18 protein-coding genes and 1 tRNA gene are annotated in these 17,298 nt (G+C 45.8%); 11 read left to right on the top strand and 8 right to left on the bottom strand.

What is annotated here, in order from left to right; all coding sequences use genetic code 11:
- Nucleotides 1-2 precede the first annotated feature (2 nt).
- Nucleotides 3-623 carry a GntR family transcriptional regulator gene (locus MKY87_RS25710; RefSeq protein WP_338593451.1) on the bottom strand — a complete coding sequence of 207 codons (621 nt, stop codon included), beginning with the start codon at nt 621-623 and terminating at the stop codon, nt 3-5.
- Between the two features lie 200 nt (nt 624-823).
- Between MKY87_RS25710 and garR the strand changes: the two genes are divergently transcribed.
- The 3 genes from garR (at nt 824) to MKY87_RS25725 (ending at nt 4,649) form a co-directional block, all read left to right on the top strand.
- Nucleotides 824-1,720 carry a 2-hydroxy-3-oxopropionate reductase gene (gene garR / locus MKY87_RS25715; RefSeq protein ID WP_338593454.1) on the top strand — a complete coding sequence of 299 codons (897 nt, stop codon included), beginning with the start codon at nt 824-826 and terminating at the stop codon, nt 1,718-1,720.
- 54 nt (nt 1,721-1,774) lie between these two features.
- On the top strand, nt 1,775-3,199 hold the full coding sequence (locus MKY87_RS25720; protein WP_340966763.1) for a four-carbon acid sugar kinase family protein: 1,425 nt from the start codon (nt 1,775-1,777) through the stop codon (nt 3,197-3,199).
- Nucleotides 3,200-3,290: 91 nt separating this feature from the next.
- Nucleotides 3,291-4,649 carry a GntP family permease gene (locus MKY87_RS25725; RefSeq protein WP_340966765.1) on the top strand — a complete coding sequence of 453 codons (1,359 nt, stop codon included), beginning with the start codon at nt 3,291-3,293 and terminating at the stop codon, nt 4,647-4,649.
- A gap of 139 nt (nt 4,650-4,788) precedes the next feature.
- Here MKY87_RS25725 and MKY87_RS25730 read toward each other — a convergent pair whose 3' ends face one another.
- A complete protein-coding gene (locus MKY87_RS25730; protein WP_340966767.1) occupies nt 4,789-5,667 on the bottom strand; it encodes an SDR family NAD(P)-dependent oxidoreductase in 879 nt (292 codons plus the stop codon).
- Nucleotides 5,668-5,836: 169 nt separating this feature from the next.
- On the opposite strand from MKY87_RS25730, the gene MKY87_RS25735 reads away from it, so the two are divergent.
- Entirely contained in the window at nt 5,837-6,274 is a 438-nt protein-coding gene (locus MKY87_RS25735) for a MerR family transcriptional regulator (RefSeq protein ID WP_445669436.1), read from the top strand.
- A 64-nt stretch (nt 6,275-6,338) separates the two neighbouring features.
- On the opposite strand, the gene MKY87_RS25740 is transcribed toward MKY87_RS25735, so the two are convergent.
- Complete coding sequence (locus MKY87_RS25740; protein WP_340966768.1) at nt 6,339-7,274, bottom strand: AraC family transcriptional regulator; 936 nt, start codon at nt 7,272-7,274, stop codon at nt 6,339-6,341.
- Nucleotides 7,275-7,434: 160 nt separating this feature from the next.
- On the opposite strand from MKY87_RS25740, the gene MKY87_RS25745 reads away from it, so the two are divergent.
- The 5 genes from MKY87_RS25745 to MKY87_RS25765 all read left to right on the top strand — a co-directional run bounded on the left by MKY87_RS25745 (nt 7,435) and on the right by MKY87_RS25765 (nt 12,111).
- Nucleotides 7,435-7,710 (top strand): Atu4866 domain-containing protein, encoded by a 276-nt coding sequence (locus MKY87_RS25745; protein ID WP_340966769.1) that lies wholly within the window; start codon nt 7,435-7,437, stop codon nt 7,708-7,710.
- A 24-nt stretch (nt 7,711-7,734) separates the two neighbouring features.
- Entirely contained in the window at nt 7,735-8,472 is a 738-nt protein-coding gene (locus MKY87_RS25750; RefSeq protein ID WP_340966771.1) for an SDR family oxidoreductase, read from the top strand.
- A 59-nt stretch (nt 8,473-8,531) separates the two neighbouring features.
- Nucleotides 8,532-9,434, top strand: a complete 903-nt coding sequence (locus MKY87_RS25755) for a LysR family transcriptional regulator (protein ID WP_074094418.1) — start codon at nt 8,532-8,534, stop codon at nt 9,432-9,434.
- Between the two features lie 159 nt (nt 9,435-9,593).
- The gene (locus MKY87_RS25760; RefSeq protein WP_340966773.1) at nt 9,594-10,331 is read left to right on the top strand and encodes a spermidine synthase; all 738 of its coding nucleotides are present in this window, start codon (nt 9,594-9,596) and stop codon (nt 10,329-10,331) included.
- 268 nt (nt 10,332-10,599) lie between these two features.
- Nucleotides 10,600-12,111 (top strand): sensor domain-containing diguanylate cyclase, encoded by a 1,512-nt coding sequence (locus MKY87_RS25765; protein ID WP_339784782.1) that lies wholly within the window; start codon nt 10,600-10,602, stop codon nt 12,109-12,111.
- 49 nt (nt 12,112-12,160) lie between these two features.
- Here the strand turns inward: MKY87_RS25765 and MKY87_RS25770 are convergent, their stop codons facing one another.
- The 3 genes from MKY87_RS25770 to MKY87_RS25780 form a co-directional block, all read right to left on the bottom strand.
- Complete coding sequence (locus tag MKY87_RS25770; protein ID WP_339784780.1) at nt 12,161-12,523, bottom strand: winged helix-turn-helix transcriptional regulator; 363 nt, start codon at nt 12,521-12,523, stop codon at nt 12,161-12,163.
- A 218-nt stretch (nt 12,524-12,741) separates the two neighbouring features.
- Nucleotides 12,742-13,137, bottom strand: coding sequence for a DoxX family protein (locus MKY87_RS25775; RefSeq protein WP_340966774.1), 396 nt, complete (start codon nt 13,135-13,137; stop codon nt 12,742-12,744).
- A 54-nt stretch (nt 13,138-13,191) separates the two neighbouring features.
- A complete protein-coding gene (locus tag MKY87_RS25780; RefSeq protein ID WP_340966777.1) occupies nt 13,192-14,184 on the bottom strand; it encodes a Gfo/Idh/MocA family protein in 993 nt (330 codons plus the stop codon).
- A 221-nt stretch (nt 14,185-14,405) separates the two neighbouring features.
- Between MKY87_RS25780 and MKY87_RS25785 the strand changes: the two genes are divergently transcribed.
- Nucleotides 14,406-14,490: transfer RNA gene (locus tag MKY87_RS25785), tRNA-Leu, on the top strand.
- Between the two features lie 109 nt (nt 14,491-14,599).
- Here the strand turns inward: MKY87_RS25785 and MKY87_RS25790 are convergent.
- Nucleotides 14,600-14,785, bottom strand: a complete 186-nt coding sequence (locus tag MKY87_RS25790; protein ID WP_036609735.1) for a hypothetical protein — start codon at nt 14,783-14,785, stop codon at nt 14,600-14,602.
- 158 nt (nt 14,786-14,943) lie between these two features.
- Between MKY87_RS25790 and MKY87_RS25795 the strand changes: the two genes are divergently transcribed.
- Nucleotides 14,944-16,098 carry a sn-glycerol-1-phosphate dehydrogenase gene (locus MKY87_RS25795; protein ID WP_340966778.1) on the top strand — a complete coding sequence of 385 codons (1,155 nt, stop codon included), beginning with the start codon at nt 14,944-14,946 and terminating at the stop codon, nt 16,096-16,098.
- Between the two features lie 223 nt (nt 16,099-16,321).
- On the opposite strand, the gene MKY87_RS25800 is transcribed toward MKY87_RS25795, so the two are convergent.
- Complete coding sequence (locus tag MKY87_RS25800) at nt 16,322-16,918, bottom strand: helix-turn-helix domain-containing protein (RefSeq protein ID WP_017689431.1); 597 nt, start codon at nt 16,916-16,918, stop codon at nt 16,322-16,324.
- Nucleotides 16,919-17,298 lie beyond the last annotated feature (380 nt).

A 17,298-nucleotide genomic window follows, 5' to 3' on the forward strand; every position in this document is an offset into this window, starting at 1 on the left:
GGTTATCGAATCAGATGAAGGCAGAATTCTAGATCGGATTGTAAATGCTCTTTCATGAGTCGTTCAGCCGTCTGGCCGTCATGTGCCTTGATCGCTTCGCAAATCTGATGATGCTCTTCAATGAGGAAGGGGCGCTGATAATATACAACCGTCTGCCGGAATAGATAAATGACGGATTGCATTTTGTCGAACAGATCAATCATCAATGCGTTATTACTCGCGCGCATAATGATTTCGTGAAACTCTTTATTGGCTTCCATAATCTCTTCTTTGCTTCCGGTATGTCCCACGTGCACGCAATGCTCAAGAGCCGTCACTTCCTGTGCAGATAAGAAGGCAGCAGCGCATTGTGCCGCATGTCCCTCCAGTAATTTTCGTAATTCAAACGTATTTCTCAGATCGGTCTCGGTTAGCTTGACGACCCGTTTGTTTACGACTAATCCTTCCTGTTCCAGGCGGCGGATGGATTCTCGGATCGGAGTCCGGCTGACATTAAGATCGGTCGCCAGCTTCTCTTCCACAAGTTTGGTTCCCGGAGAAAGGGTACCTTGCAAAATCATGTCCCGCAGCACTTCATAGGCCTGCTGATAGGCTGGGCGGGACTTGTCCGTACTTGGTTGCATTGTATTTCACCTCTACCTTTACTTTAGCGAAAATGAAGGCAATAAACAACAAGATAAAAAACCAAATTTTAAATTTCGGATACATAAATAATAAAATTGTATACAAAAATTAAAATGTTGTGTACAATAACGAATGTGAACAGCAATGATAGCGATTACAAGAGTGAAAAGCGAAGAATTTAGGCTGGAGGGATTGCAAGATGAAGAAACGAATTGGATTTATTGGACTTGGTATTATGGGACGTCCTATGTCATTGAACCTGATCCGGGCGGGATATGATGTAAGCGTATACGATATTAATCAGACGGCTGTGAAGTCATTGGCTGATGCGGGAGCGCGAGGCGCAGCATCTCCAAAAGAGGTAGCTGAGCATAGTGATGTCATCTTCACGATGCTGCCCAATTCAGAGCATGTTCGCAGCGTAATCACAAGTGAACAAGGTGTGCTGGCAGGAGCCAATAAGGGAAGTATCATTATCGATATGAGCTCCATCTCACCGGTTGTTTCCAAAGAGCTGGCTCAGCTTGTATCCCAATCGGGATTATATATGTTGGATGCACCTGTAAGTGGAGGAGAACCCAAAGCAATAGACGGTACACTCGCCATCATGGTGGGTGGTAATGAAATGATTTTTGAATCTGTGAAAGAAGTTCTGCAAGTGGTCGGACAGGATGTAACACGAGTGGGGGATAATGGCTCCGGTGCAACCGCCAAGCTGGCGAATCAGATTATCGTGAACCTGAATATTGCCGCCATGTCCGAAGCGCTTGTATTTGCAGCGAAGGCTGGTATCGATGTGGAGAAGATGTATCAGGCGATCCGCAGCGGGCTTGCTGGAAGTGCGGTACTGGATGCAAAAGTACCACTCATTCTGGATCGTAACTTTGTCGCTGGAGGACGGATTGATATTAACCTCAAAGACATGACCAATGTGATGGAAACGGCACATGATATCGGGGTTCCTTTACCGCTCAGCAGTCAGTTGCTGGAGATCTTCCATGCACTGAAGATTGATGGTAAAGCCGCAGATGACCATGGCGGAATCGTTCAATATTTTGAGAAACTCGCAGGTGTAGAAGTGAGTCGCACCCAATAAAAAATTTAAAAAAGAAAAATAATTTTAATAGATATAGATATGAGGTGGAGAGACATGACCTATCAAACGTTATCGGATATCCCCGCAGCTCTTCGGACGGACAACTCTTCTGAAGGATTGCGAGGACAGATTAAACAATTGCAGGATGCGAGGGCACGCAAAATTATCGTGCTGGATGATGACCCAACTGGTGTACAGACGGTTCATGATATTGATGTGTTGACGCAGTGGGACAAGCCACTGTTGCAGGAGGCATTTCGATCCTCTGAATCGTTATTCTATATTTTGACCAATACACGAGGGCTGGATGCAGATTCCGCGGAACGTATTAATCGGGAGATTGCCCGCAATGTGCAAGAGGTTGCAGCAGAGGAAGGAACGAGCTTCACCTTTGTCAGTCGTAGTGACTCCATGCTGCGTGGGTATTATCCGCTGGAGACGGATGTACTGGCCGAAGAAGTGGCGCGTGTCAGCGGACGTGCATATGACGGACAACTGATCATTCCAGCATTCTTTGAGGCAGGACGGGTTACGATAGGCAACACGCATTATATGGTCGAAGGTGAACAGTTGATTCCAGTTCATGAGACGGAATTTGCCAAGGATAAAGTATTCGGGTATGAGCATGGAGATCTGCCATCATGGGTCGAGGAGAAGACTTCAGGCCGTATTCAGGCTAGTCGCTGCCTTACCATTTCACTGGAGGAGATTCGTCAAGGTGTCGATATGGTCAAAGCAATTTTGCTGAAAGCCGAAGGCAATGTACCGATCATTGTGAATGCGCTCTCTTATGCAGACATGGATGTACTTTCTCTGGCTTTGCTGCAAACGGAGGATGAGGGTAAAGCTTTTATTTTCCGGACGGCGGCCTCCTTTGTCAAATCGTATGCAGGCATCTCGGATCAGGCATTTCTGCCAAAAGAACAGCTGATCGCAAGCGGACAGGAACAGCATGGAGGTATTGTTGTTGTTGGTTCCTATGTACAGAAGACGACACGTCAACTGGAACAACTGCTTACGTTTCCAGGCATCATAAGTCTGGAGATCGATGTGGAGCGTGTATTAACGCCGGATGGATATACCGAGGAGATTGGACGAGTTATTGGGGAAGCGAACAGGCAGCTTGCGCAGGGGAACAATGTTGTTGTATACAGCAGCCGTAAGCTCATCACCGTCGAAGGACATGAGGGTAATTTCAAGATCAGTCAGACGGTATCGTCAGCTTTGGTCGAGATTGTGCAATCCCTTGAAGTCGTGCCAAAGTTCATTATTGCCAAAGGTGGCATTACATCCAGTGATGTGGCAACAAAAGGTCTGGCTATACGCAAAGCAAGGGTGCTTGGTCAGGTGGCTGCGGGTATTCCGGTATGGTTGACAGGGGAAGAAGCCAAATTCAATGGTATCCCATATATCGTGTTTCCGGGAAATGTTGGCGGGGAAAAAGCCCTTCTGGAAACGGTTGAGAAGATCGAAGCTTAAGCTTATTACGAAGGCGCGCAGTGTTAAGGTCTTTTGACCAGTGTAATACTGCGTGCTGACACAACATAACAACTTGGGGGAGGCTATTCGGATGTATTCCGTATTCGGTCTTAGTCATGATGCAAGTCTGCTGCTCTACGCACTGATATCCATTCTTGGATTGATTCTGTTGATTGCCAAATTTAAAATGAACCCGTTTGTTGCCCTGATCGTGGGCGCTATCTTTATGGGATTGATCTCGGGTATGCCGTTTACGGATATCGTGAAGTCCTATCAGGAAGGTGTTGCAAGCGTTCTCGGATTTATCGCGATTGTTCTGGGACTTGGAACGATGCTCGGGAAACTCATGGCCGAGTCTGGTGGGGCCGAACGAATAGCCCAGACACTTGTTCGTGTCTTCGGGGAGAAGAACGTACACTGGGCGATGATGGTTGTTGCGCTGATCTGTGGTATTCCGGTATTTATCCAGGTCGGGATCGTACTGCTGTTCCCGCTGGTATTTGTTATTGCAAAGCATACAGGGACATCACTGATCAAAATCGGACTTTCACTTGTCGCAGGTCTTGCTGTGGTGCACAGTCTGATTCCTCCTCATCCGGCGGCGATGCTCGCGGTAGGAATCTTCAATGCCGATGTTGGTAAAACGATCTTCCTGGCTCTGATTGTATCCCTTCCAGCCGCAGCGATTGCAGGTCCACTCTATGGAACATGGATTTCCAAGCGGATCAAAGTTGAGACCTCAAGTGAACTGATGGAACAGTTCACCGAGACCAAAGATCGGGAACTGCCTGGTTTCGGTATCACCCTCTTTACGATTTTGCTTCCGGTTATCCTGATGTTGCTCGCTACGATTGTGGATCTGATTTTGCCAGAGACGAACGCGTTCCGTCAGGTTGTTGATTTCATCGGTAGTCCGATTATTGCCCTGCTGCTCGCCCTGCTCTTTTCCTTCTATTCTTTTGGATATGCACGTGGTTTCAGCAAACAGCAGATATTGAAATATACGAATGATTGCCTGGGCCCAGTTGCTTCCATCATCTTGCTGATCGGTGCAGGCGGCGGATTCAACCGTATCCTGACAGACAGCGGTGTAGGTGATGCGATAGCGGGATTTGCCCAAAGTGCACATCTGTCGCCACTCGTACTGGCCTTTGTCATTGCCGGATTGATTCGTGCAGCGGTAGGCTCAGCTACGGTGGCGATGACAACAGCAGCGGGTATTGTGGCTCCAATCGCCATGACGATGCCGGGGGTAAGCCCTGAATTGCTGGTACTCGCAACGGGTGCGGGTTCGATTATTTTGTCCCATGTGAATGATTCAGGGTTCTGGATTGTCAAAGAGTACTTGAATCTGTCTGTGCCGCAGACACTTAAAACATGGACGGTCATGGAGACCATTCTCGGATTTGCTGCCTTTGGCATGGTGTTATTGTTGAGTATATTTATCTAACTGAAAAGAAACGTTAGGTGGACTTTGTGACAATGAAGAAATGCCCATAAATACCAATAAAGCTCATAATGCCCATAAACCTAAAAACACGCCGCTTTGGCGTGTTTTTGTTATCTTTATTACTCACGATCCGTCATGATTAAGATAGGTTGGTTGCAGGCTTTCCCGACTGCGTTGTACGAAAACGCTGCTCATAAATCTCGTTTACCCGCTTTAAAACGGCAGGGCCTTGCTCTGTAAAACGAAGTACTGCCGCTTTATTTTTCACCAGAAATGTACCGGATTCATGTCTGGTGGGTGATAAAGCCGCACTGTAGAGCAATGAAGCACCGTGACTTGGATGAGGGAAGAACCATTTCATAATGGGTTTGATATAGAAGGGCAGGCCGGATGTTTTGTTGCCCCTTAGCGTATTATTTCCACCGGGATCTACGCTTAGCAGTTGTATGCCATCCGCACTGGCAGATTTGGCAACCTCGCGTGTCCATAGAGATAAGCCGAGCTTCGAGGTGGCATAAGGACCAAACAGTTTTTTGAATTCGGCTGGACGTTCCAGGATGTTCATATCAAATTGTCTGACCATATTGAACGAGGTGGTGGAAGTATTAATAACTGTTTTCATCTGTCCTTTGAGTAATAGCTCAACTAATTCCATGTAGATGATGTAAGGGACTACCGTCTGAAGTTCAAAGTGTAGTTCATGCCCCTGATCAGAGAAACGAAGTTCGGCAGCGCTGCCTCCGGCATTGTTGAACAAGACATCGATCGAATCGGTATCGGATTTAATCTGATCTAGTGCAGTTCTCAGACTGTCGTAGTTGGTCAGGTTAGCTTGAACCCAACGGAGTTGACCCGAACGTAATGCGTTCTGAATATCGGTATCCTCGGATGGGAAAGCAGAGCGGTTGAGACCGATTACCTGCCATCCTTCAGCCAGTAACTTGCGTGTTAGTTCAAGACCAATGCCTGACGTTGAACCTGTGATGAGAGCGGTGCGAAGCTGATTTTGTATATTCATATATACCTCCAGATAGAGTGGGATTACAGAACGAATCTGTATGCTGCGCTCATTCTATAACTTGGAGTCGACTCCAAGTCAAGAGGTGTTGGGATGGAATGGATCATGCTTGACTTGGAGTCAGCTCCAAGTTGTAATATGTAGAGAAATGAATGTGGAGGAGGCCCATATGATGAGCGAGAAAGAAGTATTCTCCATTAAAGAAACGTCAGAACAGGCCGGATTATCAGAAGATACAATTCGTTATTATGAGAAGATTGGGCTGCTTCCTCGAGCGGAACGCAAAGCCAATCGCCATCGGGTATATCGCTCGGAGGATATCCATACGATGAAGTTGATCACTTGCCTGAAAAAAACAGGAATGTCTCTGGAGGAAATGAAGCCTTATTTACAAATGTCCATGGATTCCGATCTCGCAGATTTCCCGGATGAACGGGAGATGCTGGTGAATCACCGAAAGAAAGTTGAAGCACAGATTGCTTCGCTACAGCAAGTCGTTGATTTTATCGATGAGAAGTTGGAGAAACGAAGTATGTATCCTGATGAATGTCCTATTACCGGGGAGAACCAGTTGTCTGTTTTTGAAAAACACAACATATTCTCTTGATGGCGCTGCTGCCTATTTAAATCTGAAAACCCACGTCATGATGACGCGGGTCTTTTTGTTGTTTCTAGTTTTTAATATCGAGTGTATGACGAAGTCGTTTGATATCGCTTTTGGGAGGTAGACCATACATGCGGGCATACTCCCGGCTGAATTGAGACGGACTTTCATAGCCAACCTGGAACGCAGCGTCGGCGGCATCGGTTGAACCTGCAAGCAGCATTCGCCGGGCTTCATGCAATCGAATTTGTTTCTGGAATTGCAAAGGGCTCATGGCGGTAATGGCTTTGAAATGATGATGTAATGAGGAAGAACTCATGTTAATCATGGCAGCAAGTTGCTCAATCCGAAGTGGCTTGGCGTAATCGGATTGGATGACTTCGATCACCTCGGCGATGTGCTGTGCATGACTGTCCTGAATCGCAAACTGCTTGATGGAATGTCCATGTTCATCCTGAATAATACGATATAGAATCTCGCGGATAAACATAGGGGCAAGGACGGGAATGTCTTCAGGTGTATCCAGCAGCCGAACCAATCGGATCACAGCTTCAAGAAGGGAAGGTTTGGTTGAGCTAACAAACAGTCCTCTTCGTGTTGAATGGTCAGGTTTGGGTTGTGCAGAAGGCGTATCCTGAATCAGATCGAAAATCTGCCCTGAATCAAAATCCAGTCGAACACATAGATAGGGATGTTTGGTTGTAGCCTTTACAACCTGCCCTGAAATAGGCAAGTTTACGGAAGCTACCAAGTATTGTGACAAGTCGTAGGTGTAGCTCTCGCGGCCGAGTATAACTAATTTGGAACCTTGGGCGACAATGCAGAGGGCAGGCTGATGAACGGAATGTATGGGGTGTGAGATCTCGGAGGCACGGATTAAGGAAAGCGATGGAATTTCTGTTGTATGTATCCCATCATTTGGGGTGAAATGCTCAATAAGTTGAGCCAATTGTTGCTGCTGCTCCGTGATGCCCGTATCCGTTTCATTTGTTTTGATAAGCATGAATGGTAACCCCCCTTGTAAACCACTATTACTATTATTTTAAAATGCTCTGGAGGAATAGGCAAGAATACTGTGGGATTTTTCTATCGTACAACGACTGATCCTCTACATAATGGAGATAAGCAACGGAATCTTTTGAAGCAGAGAGGAGTGAGAAACAATGGAACGTAATTCAATGGGCGACCAACAAGAACCAAAACACCCGTATGTGGGGATGTGGGTCACGAAGGATGGATATATCAGACACGAACTTCTTCCTTGCGGTAGATATGATGAAGCGAGAGGGGATCGGCAAAGTGCATATCAGGGTCGCTATGTTGTTCATGGGAAACATATAGAATACGTGGATGATACGGGATTTACAGCGGATGGAGACTTCAGGGGCGGCGTTTTGTATCATGCAGGCATGGTTTTGTATAGAGAAAACGTACAATAACAACCAAATAAGGAGCGATTTAATATGTCCAATGTAAAAGGGAAAGTGGTTGTCATTACCGGTGCGAGTAGTGGAATTGGTGAGTCAACAGCTCGATTGCTTGCACAGCATGGAGCACATGTAGTTATTGGAGCTAGACGTATCGAACGTTTGGAGGCATTGGCCTCCTCGATTCGTATGGAAGGCGGATCGGTGGAGTATCATTCGCTGGATGTTACCAGATTGGAAGAGATGCAAACGATCGTTGACCTCGCTCAAACTCGCTATGGACGTATCGATGTTATTTTAAATAACGCTGGAGTCATGCCGCTATCTCCCCTTGAATCGTTAAGAGTAGATGAGTGGAATCGCATGATCGATGTTAACATTCGTGGTGTTCTGCATGGCATTGCGGCTGGACTGCCCGTCATGAAAAAGCAGGGTTTCGGCCAGTTTATTAATATCGCCTCTATTGGAGCCTATGCCGTGTCACCAACGGCAGCGGTGTATTGTGCAACCAAATACGCGGTCCGCGCCATCTCGGAGGGGTTGCGACAGGAAGTAGGCGGAGATATCCGTGTAACTCTTGTATCACCGGGCGTGACGGAATCAGAACTCGCGGATACGATCTCTGATGAAGAAGCACGTGATCTCATGAAAGAGTATCGACGCATATCCATTCCCGCCTCGGCGATTGCGCAAAGTATCTTGTTCGCCATTAGCCAGCCGACAGAGGTGGACGTAAATGAGATTGTAGTGAGACCGACAGCAAGCATGGCTTAAGTTCGGATCCTCTTTTGGTATATAATAGATTCAATTGATACGAAAAGAGGAATAGTGCAGTGACATTACAACAACTAAAATATGTGATCGAAGTTGCCACGCGCGGTTCCATGAATGAAGCAGCCAAAAGGTTGTTTATCTCGCAACCCAGCCTTTCGAATGCCATTCGGGATCTGGAGCAGGAGTTGCGAATTACCATTTTTGAACGTACCAATAAGGGAATATCGCTGTCTAAAGAAGGCGTTGAGTTTCTGAGTTATGCACGTCAGGTGGTGGAGCAAGCTGAACTGCTGGAGAATCGTTATCTGAACGCGAAGCCATCCCCGCAGCACTTCTCCGTATCGACGCAGCATTATGCGTTTGCGGTGAATGCCTTTGTTCGTCTGGTACAGCAGTATGGTCAGGATGAATACGAGTTGGCGCTTCGGGAGACAAAGACCTACGAGATTATTCAGGACGTGAAAAGCCTGCGCAGTGAGATTGGCATCCTGTATCTGAATGAGTTCAATGCCAAGGTAATTAACAAATTGTTAAAAGATGCAGGTTTGGTTTTCACGAGTTTGTTCATAGCCAAGCCCCATATCTTTATCAGTGTGAAGAACCCGCTGGCGAAGCAGGAGTCGGTTGCAATCGAGCAACTGCAGGATTATCCATACTTGTCATTTGATCAGGGAGAGTACAATTCCTTTCATTTTTCCGAAGAGATCCTGAGTACGTTATCTCACCCCAAAAGCATACAGGTCAATGACCGTGCAACATTGTTTAACCTGTTGATTGGTCTGAATGGTTATACGATCTCTACGGGCGTACTTAGCGCTGATCTGAACGGAAACGAGATTATTCCTGTACCGCTGGAATGTGAGGAAACCATTAATGTGGGCTGGATAAGCCACAAGAGTACATCTCTCTCCAATCTGGGCGTAGCATATGTCCAGGCTCTGCATGAGGCTATAGGGTCTTAGTGGTGTTGTATGGTTCATCAAAAGGCCGTTTCCGAATGATCGGAACGGTTTTTTTGTTGTACTACGATCTTTCAAGTATAGGGTGGTATGTTGTCATCCCGTGTAATAGAATGAAGGTATATGTCGAATAGGTGTGAAAGCACGAAGGGAGAACGGTTAGTGAGAGTTCTGTATCGAAATAAAAGTGAACAGCATGAGCTGACGGTATATGATACCAAAAAGCTTTATGGAGAGAAGGGGCGATTTCGTGTATTAGAGTTCTCCAACGCAGCTGTGCAGGGCGCAATGGATCTGGATGAGCCTGCCCGGATGGTGTTGGAGTATCCAAGAGCGATGGTACATCTAATGGAACAGAATGATCCTGCATTTGATAAGGTATTTGTGGTAGGACATGGTATTGGCACATTGCCCACCTACTTGTCTGATCGTCAGGTTAAGGTGGCTGAACTGGATGCAGAGGTCGCGGAGTTGAGCCAAACCTTTTTTGGATATAAGGGAAGTCCTGTACTCATTGGGGATGGTCGTGAATTATTAGGGCAGGAACCTGCAGGGACGTATGATTATATTATTATTGATGCCTTTACGGCAACGGGTACACCCGAGCAGTTTATATCCAGTGATTTTTTTGCCATGGTCAAGGACAAGCTGGACTCGGATGGATCTGTGCTCCTTAATGTGTTCGGGAGTGCTGGCAACGACCGGCTTGTAAATGCCATTTACACAACACTTCAGACACAGTTTGCTTATACACGTGCATTCGCATTGCCAACAGAAACAGCGGATGAAGTTCAAAATCGTATTTTAATGGGCAGTCATCACCCAATCGTATTTCAGGTTCGTCAGATGGCAGGGTTTGTAGAACAAGAGCCAGAAGAAGGATATATCATTGTCGATTAGGGCGATCCTGAACAGTGATTCTTCCAGGAAAGTAAAATGTCATTAAATCGTCAATCTTACGATGTAATTGTTAAGATTTCTCAAACTCTTTATTTGATCTTAACAACTTTCGTATAAGATAGAAGGAATATGCCTTTTCATGAAAATCCGGGGGAAGTAAACGATGATTGCACAGATCAAGAGATCTAGATTACGAAGAAAAATAAAAAACATCAAGAAGATCAGCCTCACGGCTTTACTCGGCGGGTTGGTCACTATTTCAGTTATAATGACATTGACCCTCATGGTCATCTCATCTTATACATCTCAGAAACAGTCACTCATTGATAACACCCTTTCGCTAAACTATGCAAGCGCTGTGCAAATGAGCCAAACGCTGGATTCGCTTTTTTATTCCATGCAGGAGAGCTTGAAATATGCAGCCAAATATTTCCCTGATATGGATCACTCCAATACAAAAGAGTTGAATTCCACATTGGATTTGGTTCGCAATAGCAGTAATTTTTTTAATTCCGTTTCTTTGGTAGATAAAGCGGGAGTAATCAGGTCTACCTCACCTTACTCACAGGCTAGTGTAGGTCACCATGTTAGTTCCAATGCAGCAAAAGAAGCGGTTAAATTGAGGACTTCGTATATCTCCGAAGCGTACCAGACACCCAGAACCAAACGCAGAATTGTATTTGTCAGTGAACCGATCTTTGATTCGGCAGGGGAGTACCAAGGAACAATCGGTGGAAATATCTTTTTGCAGGAAAATAATATATTGAGTCTGTCTTTTGGCAGTCAGCTCAAGACAAGTAATGGTTCCTACTTTTTTATTGTGGATAAGAAGGGCACTTTGTTATTTCACCCAAACACCAACCGAATTGGTGAAAATGTCAGTAAAAATGAAGTGGTGCAAAAGCTGCTAATAAACGAGAACGGTAAAGAACAATACAAAAACCTGGCAGGTGTGGATTCACTTGCAGGATATTACAAAGTTCCATCAACAGATTGGGGCATCGTAATCGTGTCTCCAACCCAAACGGTGTACGATCAGTTGAATCATCATATCCGTATGTTGTTGCTGTACACCTCAGTGCCTTTCCTGATCCTGACCCTTATTGTAGTTCGGGTTGCACGCAAGCTGGCCAGTCCTTTTGCTATGTTGGCTGATCTGGTGAATCAGGTCGATAAGGGTCAAGTGGATCTGCCGGTGATGAAGCCTCACTGGAATAGAGAGGCAGACCTTCTTACAAGAGCGGTTGTTGGCGCATTGGCGAACTTTAGGAAACAGACAAACCAGCTTGTCTATGATGCCAGAACAGATGTTTTAACAGGCATGAACAATCGCAGAACCTTCGAAGAAGTCATCCAGGAATGGATTCAGGATGAGGTGCCATTCTCCATTATTGTTCTGGATATTGACCGCTTCAAATCCATTAATGATACATTCGGGCATCATGCTGGGGATGAAGTACTGAAACACATTGCCAATATCATTCAATTGTCTGTTCGACCAGAAGATGTCTGTGCCCGGTTTGGTGGAGAGGAATTTGTAGTCTTGTTAAGAAATTCCGAGTCTAACGTAGCTTTTGAGATTGCTGAACGTATCCGAATAACGGTCGAAGAAAGTATATTGCCCATAGAACGTTCCGTCACCATCTCGGCTGGAATTGCTGAATATCCGAAGCACTCCACATCATCCACAGAACTGTTTCACTTGGCGGATAATGCATTGTATCAAGCGAAAGAAGAGGGGCGTAACCGTACGGTTACGATCCAGACGGTTATTAAATAAGCAGCAAAGAAGCTGTTCCCTAAAAACAGGGGACAGCTTCTTTTATGTTTTATACCTCTTGTGAGGATCTGGCCAGAACCTCATTTGTATACGTTTCTCCCCAATCTCGCATGCTGAAGATGATCGGCCGTAATGTTTCACCAAAAGGTGTGAGGGAATACTCCACTTTAGGTGGGATCTGGGGGTATATTTCACGATGAACAATTCCACTGCCTTCCAACTCTCGAAGTTGCAGTGTGAGCATACGCTGGGTGATGTCAGGAAACAATTTTCGGAGCTCGTTAAATCTCAAAGGACCAGAGAATAAATGATACAAAATGGCACCTTTCCATTTGCCTCCGATTACACTTAGGGTAACTTCCACGGAACAGCCGTATGGCGTGGGACATGGCTTGGTTGCGTCCTTTTTCATTATAAGTGCACCTCCACTTTACGGTGATTTCTATAGTATCTATTTGGGTGGTTACATTACATAAAGTACGTATAGTTCATGAAAGAGCATATCACTTATTATGCAGATTATAAACCCTAATTCTAGGCTCAGGCAGATGCGATGATGTCTATAAGAAAAAAAAGAGCCCCGGTTTCGTCTTGCGAAACATGGAGGCTCAATGTATTGAATTTTGTACATTATATCAGGGTTTCGAGGGAATATGCACCGGCTCCAGCGAGAGCAACACCAAGTAATGATCCGATCATCACAAGGTTATATTCGAATCCTCCGTTCAGATTCCATAGACCTTTATCGGCATGCACCTTGGCTATGGCTACAATCATCGGAAGAATGAGCAGAACGGCACCAACGATAATCCATAGACCGACTCCAAACAGGAATCCACCGATCAGTTCAGCAAGTCCGGCACACACTGCCAAGGCTCTAGCCGGTTTCAGGCCAATCGCTCCGAAGAATTCAGCCGTCCCTGATATACCCTCGCCTCCAAACCAGCCAAACAGTTTCTTACATGCATGTCCAATCATAATGAAACCAATTACGAGACGAATGATAAGTAGACCTGTGTCCAACATGAGATTAGTTCCTCTTCTCTGGATGTATAAAATATGATGATGAACGTATATACGCTACTTCAATGACGATAGAATGGAGTCACATAGAGCCATCGTTGCAATATTATCCTTGGCGCTGGAATATGGGACGGTCTGATTCTGGCAACACTTGATGAAGTGCAACATTTCACCAACAAACCCGCGTAGATAAAGGTCGCGATAAGCTCCTGACATGGGAGAGCCGGAAGGTGTATATACGGTATCTTGTTCCTCGAGAGATTTCCAGGGAAGGCTGGTCGAGCTTCGGGATTGATGAACAGTAAGTGTGTTGATCTCTTCAGCTGACGCAAATCCGTTGTCAAAGGTGACGAGTACACTTTCACTCTCCCGTGACCAAGCACTCATGCCGGTAAAATAAGCACTGCCTACTACGTTATTCTCAAATACAAGGGAAATGCTTTGATTAATGTGTTCCCCATCTTTCACGGCTGTGCCTGTAACTCGTATTGCTTCTCCGAATAAGTAACGCATCAGATCGACCATATGAATGGCAGCGAGCTTCATGAAATGTTCCTCATCCTTGCAAAATGGGGTACTGTCTACAGCGAATTTCATTTGGAATGAACGCACTTTACCTAACGAATTACTATCAATGAGTTCCTTGAGCTTCATATATACCGGAGCATAACGTTTCATAAAACCGACCATGACAACGACGCCAGCCTGCTCGGCAGCTTCTGCTACTGTGGCGGCTTCGGCTGCGTTCCATCCGAGCGGCTTATCCACGTATACATTCTTGCCAGCCCGAATACATTCGAGAACAAGAGCGGTCTGATCTATAGGCTGGGCGACCACAACGACTCCGTCACAAGTTTCCTGCTGTAACATAAGTCCAGCGTTATCATACGCTTTTCCGTTGCTGCCAAATCGCAGCAGAGCTGCTTCAGAGCGTTTCATACTGCGAGTAGCAATGGCCTGGATCTGCGCTCCGGCTTCAATAACAGAAGGGTAAATATTCGTGGATGCATGAAACCCGGCACCGATAAAGCACAGATTGGTTGTTTTCAAAGTGGATCTCTCCTTCATTTTTGCATTCGTTTCGATGGTATATTTGTTTAATACTACGATAGGGTGTTTGAAGTTGAGAAAAAAGGACATATGTCCTATTCTTAAATGAATAAAAAGAAGTTGCATTTTTATTTTGGAGCATGTATACTCTGAATTACGGTAAAACAAGGAATTGCTTCACCGGAACGCTTTTCATCGATGGATGAGGAGATACATATTATGCGGTCGTGGCGGAATTGGCAGACGCGCACGGTTCAGGTCCGTGTGGGCTAACCCCCCGTGGAGGTTCGAGTCCTCTCGACCGCATCTAACAAAAAAGGTTCGTGAGTTGCTCTAGGGCAATTCACGAACCTTTTTTTATTTTGTGGATCATTTGTGTGGAGCCTACATTTTGCTACTGGCATGCTTGCTAATGCTAATGTTGCCGCTGGCGCAGAATGACTGCCGTGATGATCCCGGCAATGGCTCCTGCAATACCGAATAGCGTAACACTGGCAACCACTTCAACCGACTGGAGACGAAACAAAAAAGCGATACCACTGCCGAAAGTGGTTCCAGCGAGAAATCCGAGCGAAATTCCTAATTCTTTCGTTAATTTCATTGTTTCACCTACTTGGAAATGTGAGATATGGATTTGCAAATATTGGGTACAGGCAGTAAAGTGTGATCAGGAAAATCATCACATTTTATTTCCTTTTTTATCTTGTGGTTTTAACCCGTTAATTATGCATGATATCTCATATGGGAGGGTAAGAGCGAATGAATATGAACGAACGAATTGCAGCATGGAATGAGGAAGCACAGCAGTGTGCTTGCGGTCATCAACACCGGGTGGTGGATATGCTGATTCATCTGGAAGCTGGGGCCATTCAGAGGTTACCGGGTTACTTGTCTGAGCAAGGATATCGTCAGGTGACGGTTGTTTATGATCGACATACGTTTCAGGCGGCCGGATCTGATGTGCTGAGTAGTATTCGCGAAGCGGGAAAGCATGCGGATGAGATCGCTCTACCGGAGAATCTGACGGGTGATATCATTGCGGACGAAGCAGCTATTGTACAGGTTATGTTGGGTGTGAGACTCGAAAGTCAGGCTGTAATTGCGGTGGGTTCAGGTACCATTCATGATCTGGTGAGATTTGTTTGTTCCAAAATGAACAAGCCCTTTTTGTCGATACCTACAGCGGCTTCAGTGGATGGGTTTACCTCTGCGGGTGCGCCCTTAATTGTAAGCGGCGTCAAACAAACATTTCAGGCTGTTCCGCCGGAGGCTATCTTTGCCGATCTGGATATTCTGGAGCAAGCCCCGCAAGTGATGACGGCTGCCGGATTCGGAGATATGCTTGGTAAATATACTTCGCTTGCAGACTGGATTGTTTCCCGTGAACTGGGCGGAGAACCGTTCTGTCCAGTTGCTTATCGGATGACAGAAGAAGCGCTGAATACCTGCATAGATCATGTACAAGCGATTGCGGAGGGGCGAGCAGAGGGAGTAGCTGTATTAATGGACGCATTAATTGTTTCCGGTATCTCCATGCTGATCATTGACCATTCCCGTCCGGCATCCGGAGGTGAGCATCATCTGTCCCACATCCTGGAGATGGATCTGATGCAAGCGGGAGAAAGACCGGTTCTGCATGGTGCCAAAGTTGGCGTAGCTTGTGCATTGCTTACGGTGAAATATAAAGAACTTGCACAGAGATCGGGTGAACCGGTGTTTGGGATATATGACCAATTGCCAGAGGCTTCTCAGCTCATCGTATGGTTGGAACAAGTAGGTGGACCTGTGACTACTGAGCAACTCGGTGTAACCCCGGAGATGGTGGAACATGCATTCAACACAGCGCATACACTTCGTCCTCGATATACGGGGTTGAGATACATCAATGAAGTGTTAAACACAAGGTTAGGATGACCTTTTAGAGAGAATGGTCTCGATGAAATGCATAAACTTAGCTTGTAGCGGGCTGTGATGGCTCTCCTTGGGAACAAAAGGCGAAAAAGGGTAGGTTATCTGACATTTCTGATGGAATAGCCAGAACAGTGCTTCAAGTCCGAGAGAGAAGGCATGCATTTTATTTTAAAAAAGGCTCTGGCCTCCCTATGGGGAGATCAGAGCCTTTTGGCTGTTCGCTTATTTAGTTGTTGCGACGATCTTTCAAGATGACATCTGCGAACAAAATAGTTTTCGGAATACGGAAAAATTGCTCCGCTTGTTCCTGAAACGCAGCAGAAGGCAGTGTTCCCTGATGCAGCCATTTGCGGAAAGTGCCGGGATGAACCCCGATCCAGTGGCTGACATCTGTCACCGACAAATCATGGACCATACACAAGCCTGTCAAAATACGGTTACTCACCGGAGAACGGGTCACCGTACGCTTCATGAAGCGAGATGACTCGGGTTGACATATGACAGGGCTATTACGCACAACTTCTTCATTGAAGAGAATATGACGCGGGTAGCCGAGTAATTGGCAAGTCTTGTCCAAATTGGTACTGCCGGGTATCCGTCCTTCATATACCCACGCACTGACACTGCGTGAAGAGATGGAGAGGTCTTCAGCAAGCTGGGACAATTTGATATCATTGGCCATCAGCACGGCAAGAAGAACCCGATTGCGGATTTGACAGCGTGTCGGTTTTCGGAATCGTTTAACACGGACGCCTTTTCCCAAGTATTTACGGTTGATCAGAGACCACGCCTGGATGGAATGTTGTTCTGGTTGATTAGGCATATTTCCTCCGATTTTTTTTTAACCAAATACTACAATAAACAACGGGGTACTTTCAAGTGCCGGGTTTACCGGTTACAAATGCGTCAATGCGTCAATTCACGATAAAGAGGGAACTACGAACTAGACCATGCGCAATTCACATCCTAGTATATTCCTAGATTACAATGTTTCACTAAAAATGAGGGGAGAAATTGAACCGGAATAAAAATAATATAGTTCTAATTACTTATTATTAGGTCTAAAGAACTTTTATCTGTTTTTTGTTGATATGATGCGGTTTATTTCCCTGAATTCCCCAAAAGCATGTGATTTTCGTTCTCCTGTTGCGAAGAGGATGTGCACAAATCTGAAATGATAAATCCGCATGTTCAGCATGACAT

The sequence above is a fragment of the Paenibacillus sp. FSL R7-0198 genome (assembly GCF_038000415.1).
Lineage (GTDB): Bacteria > Bacillota > Bacilli > Paenibacillales > Paenibacillaceae > Paenibacillus.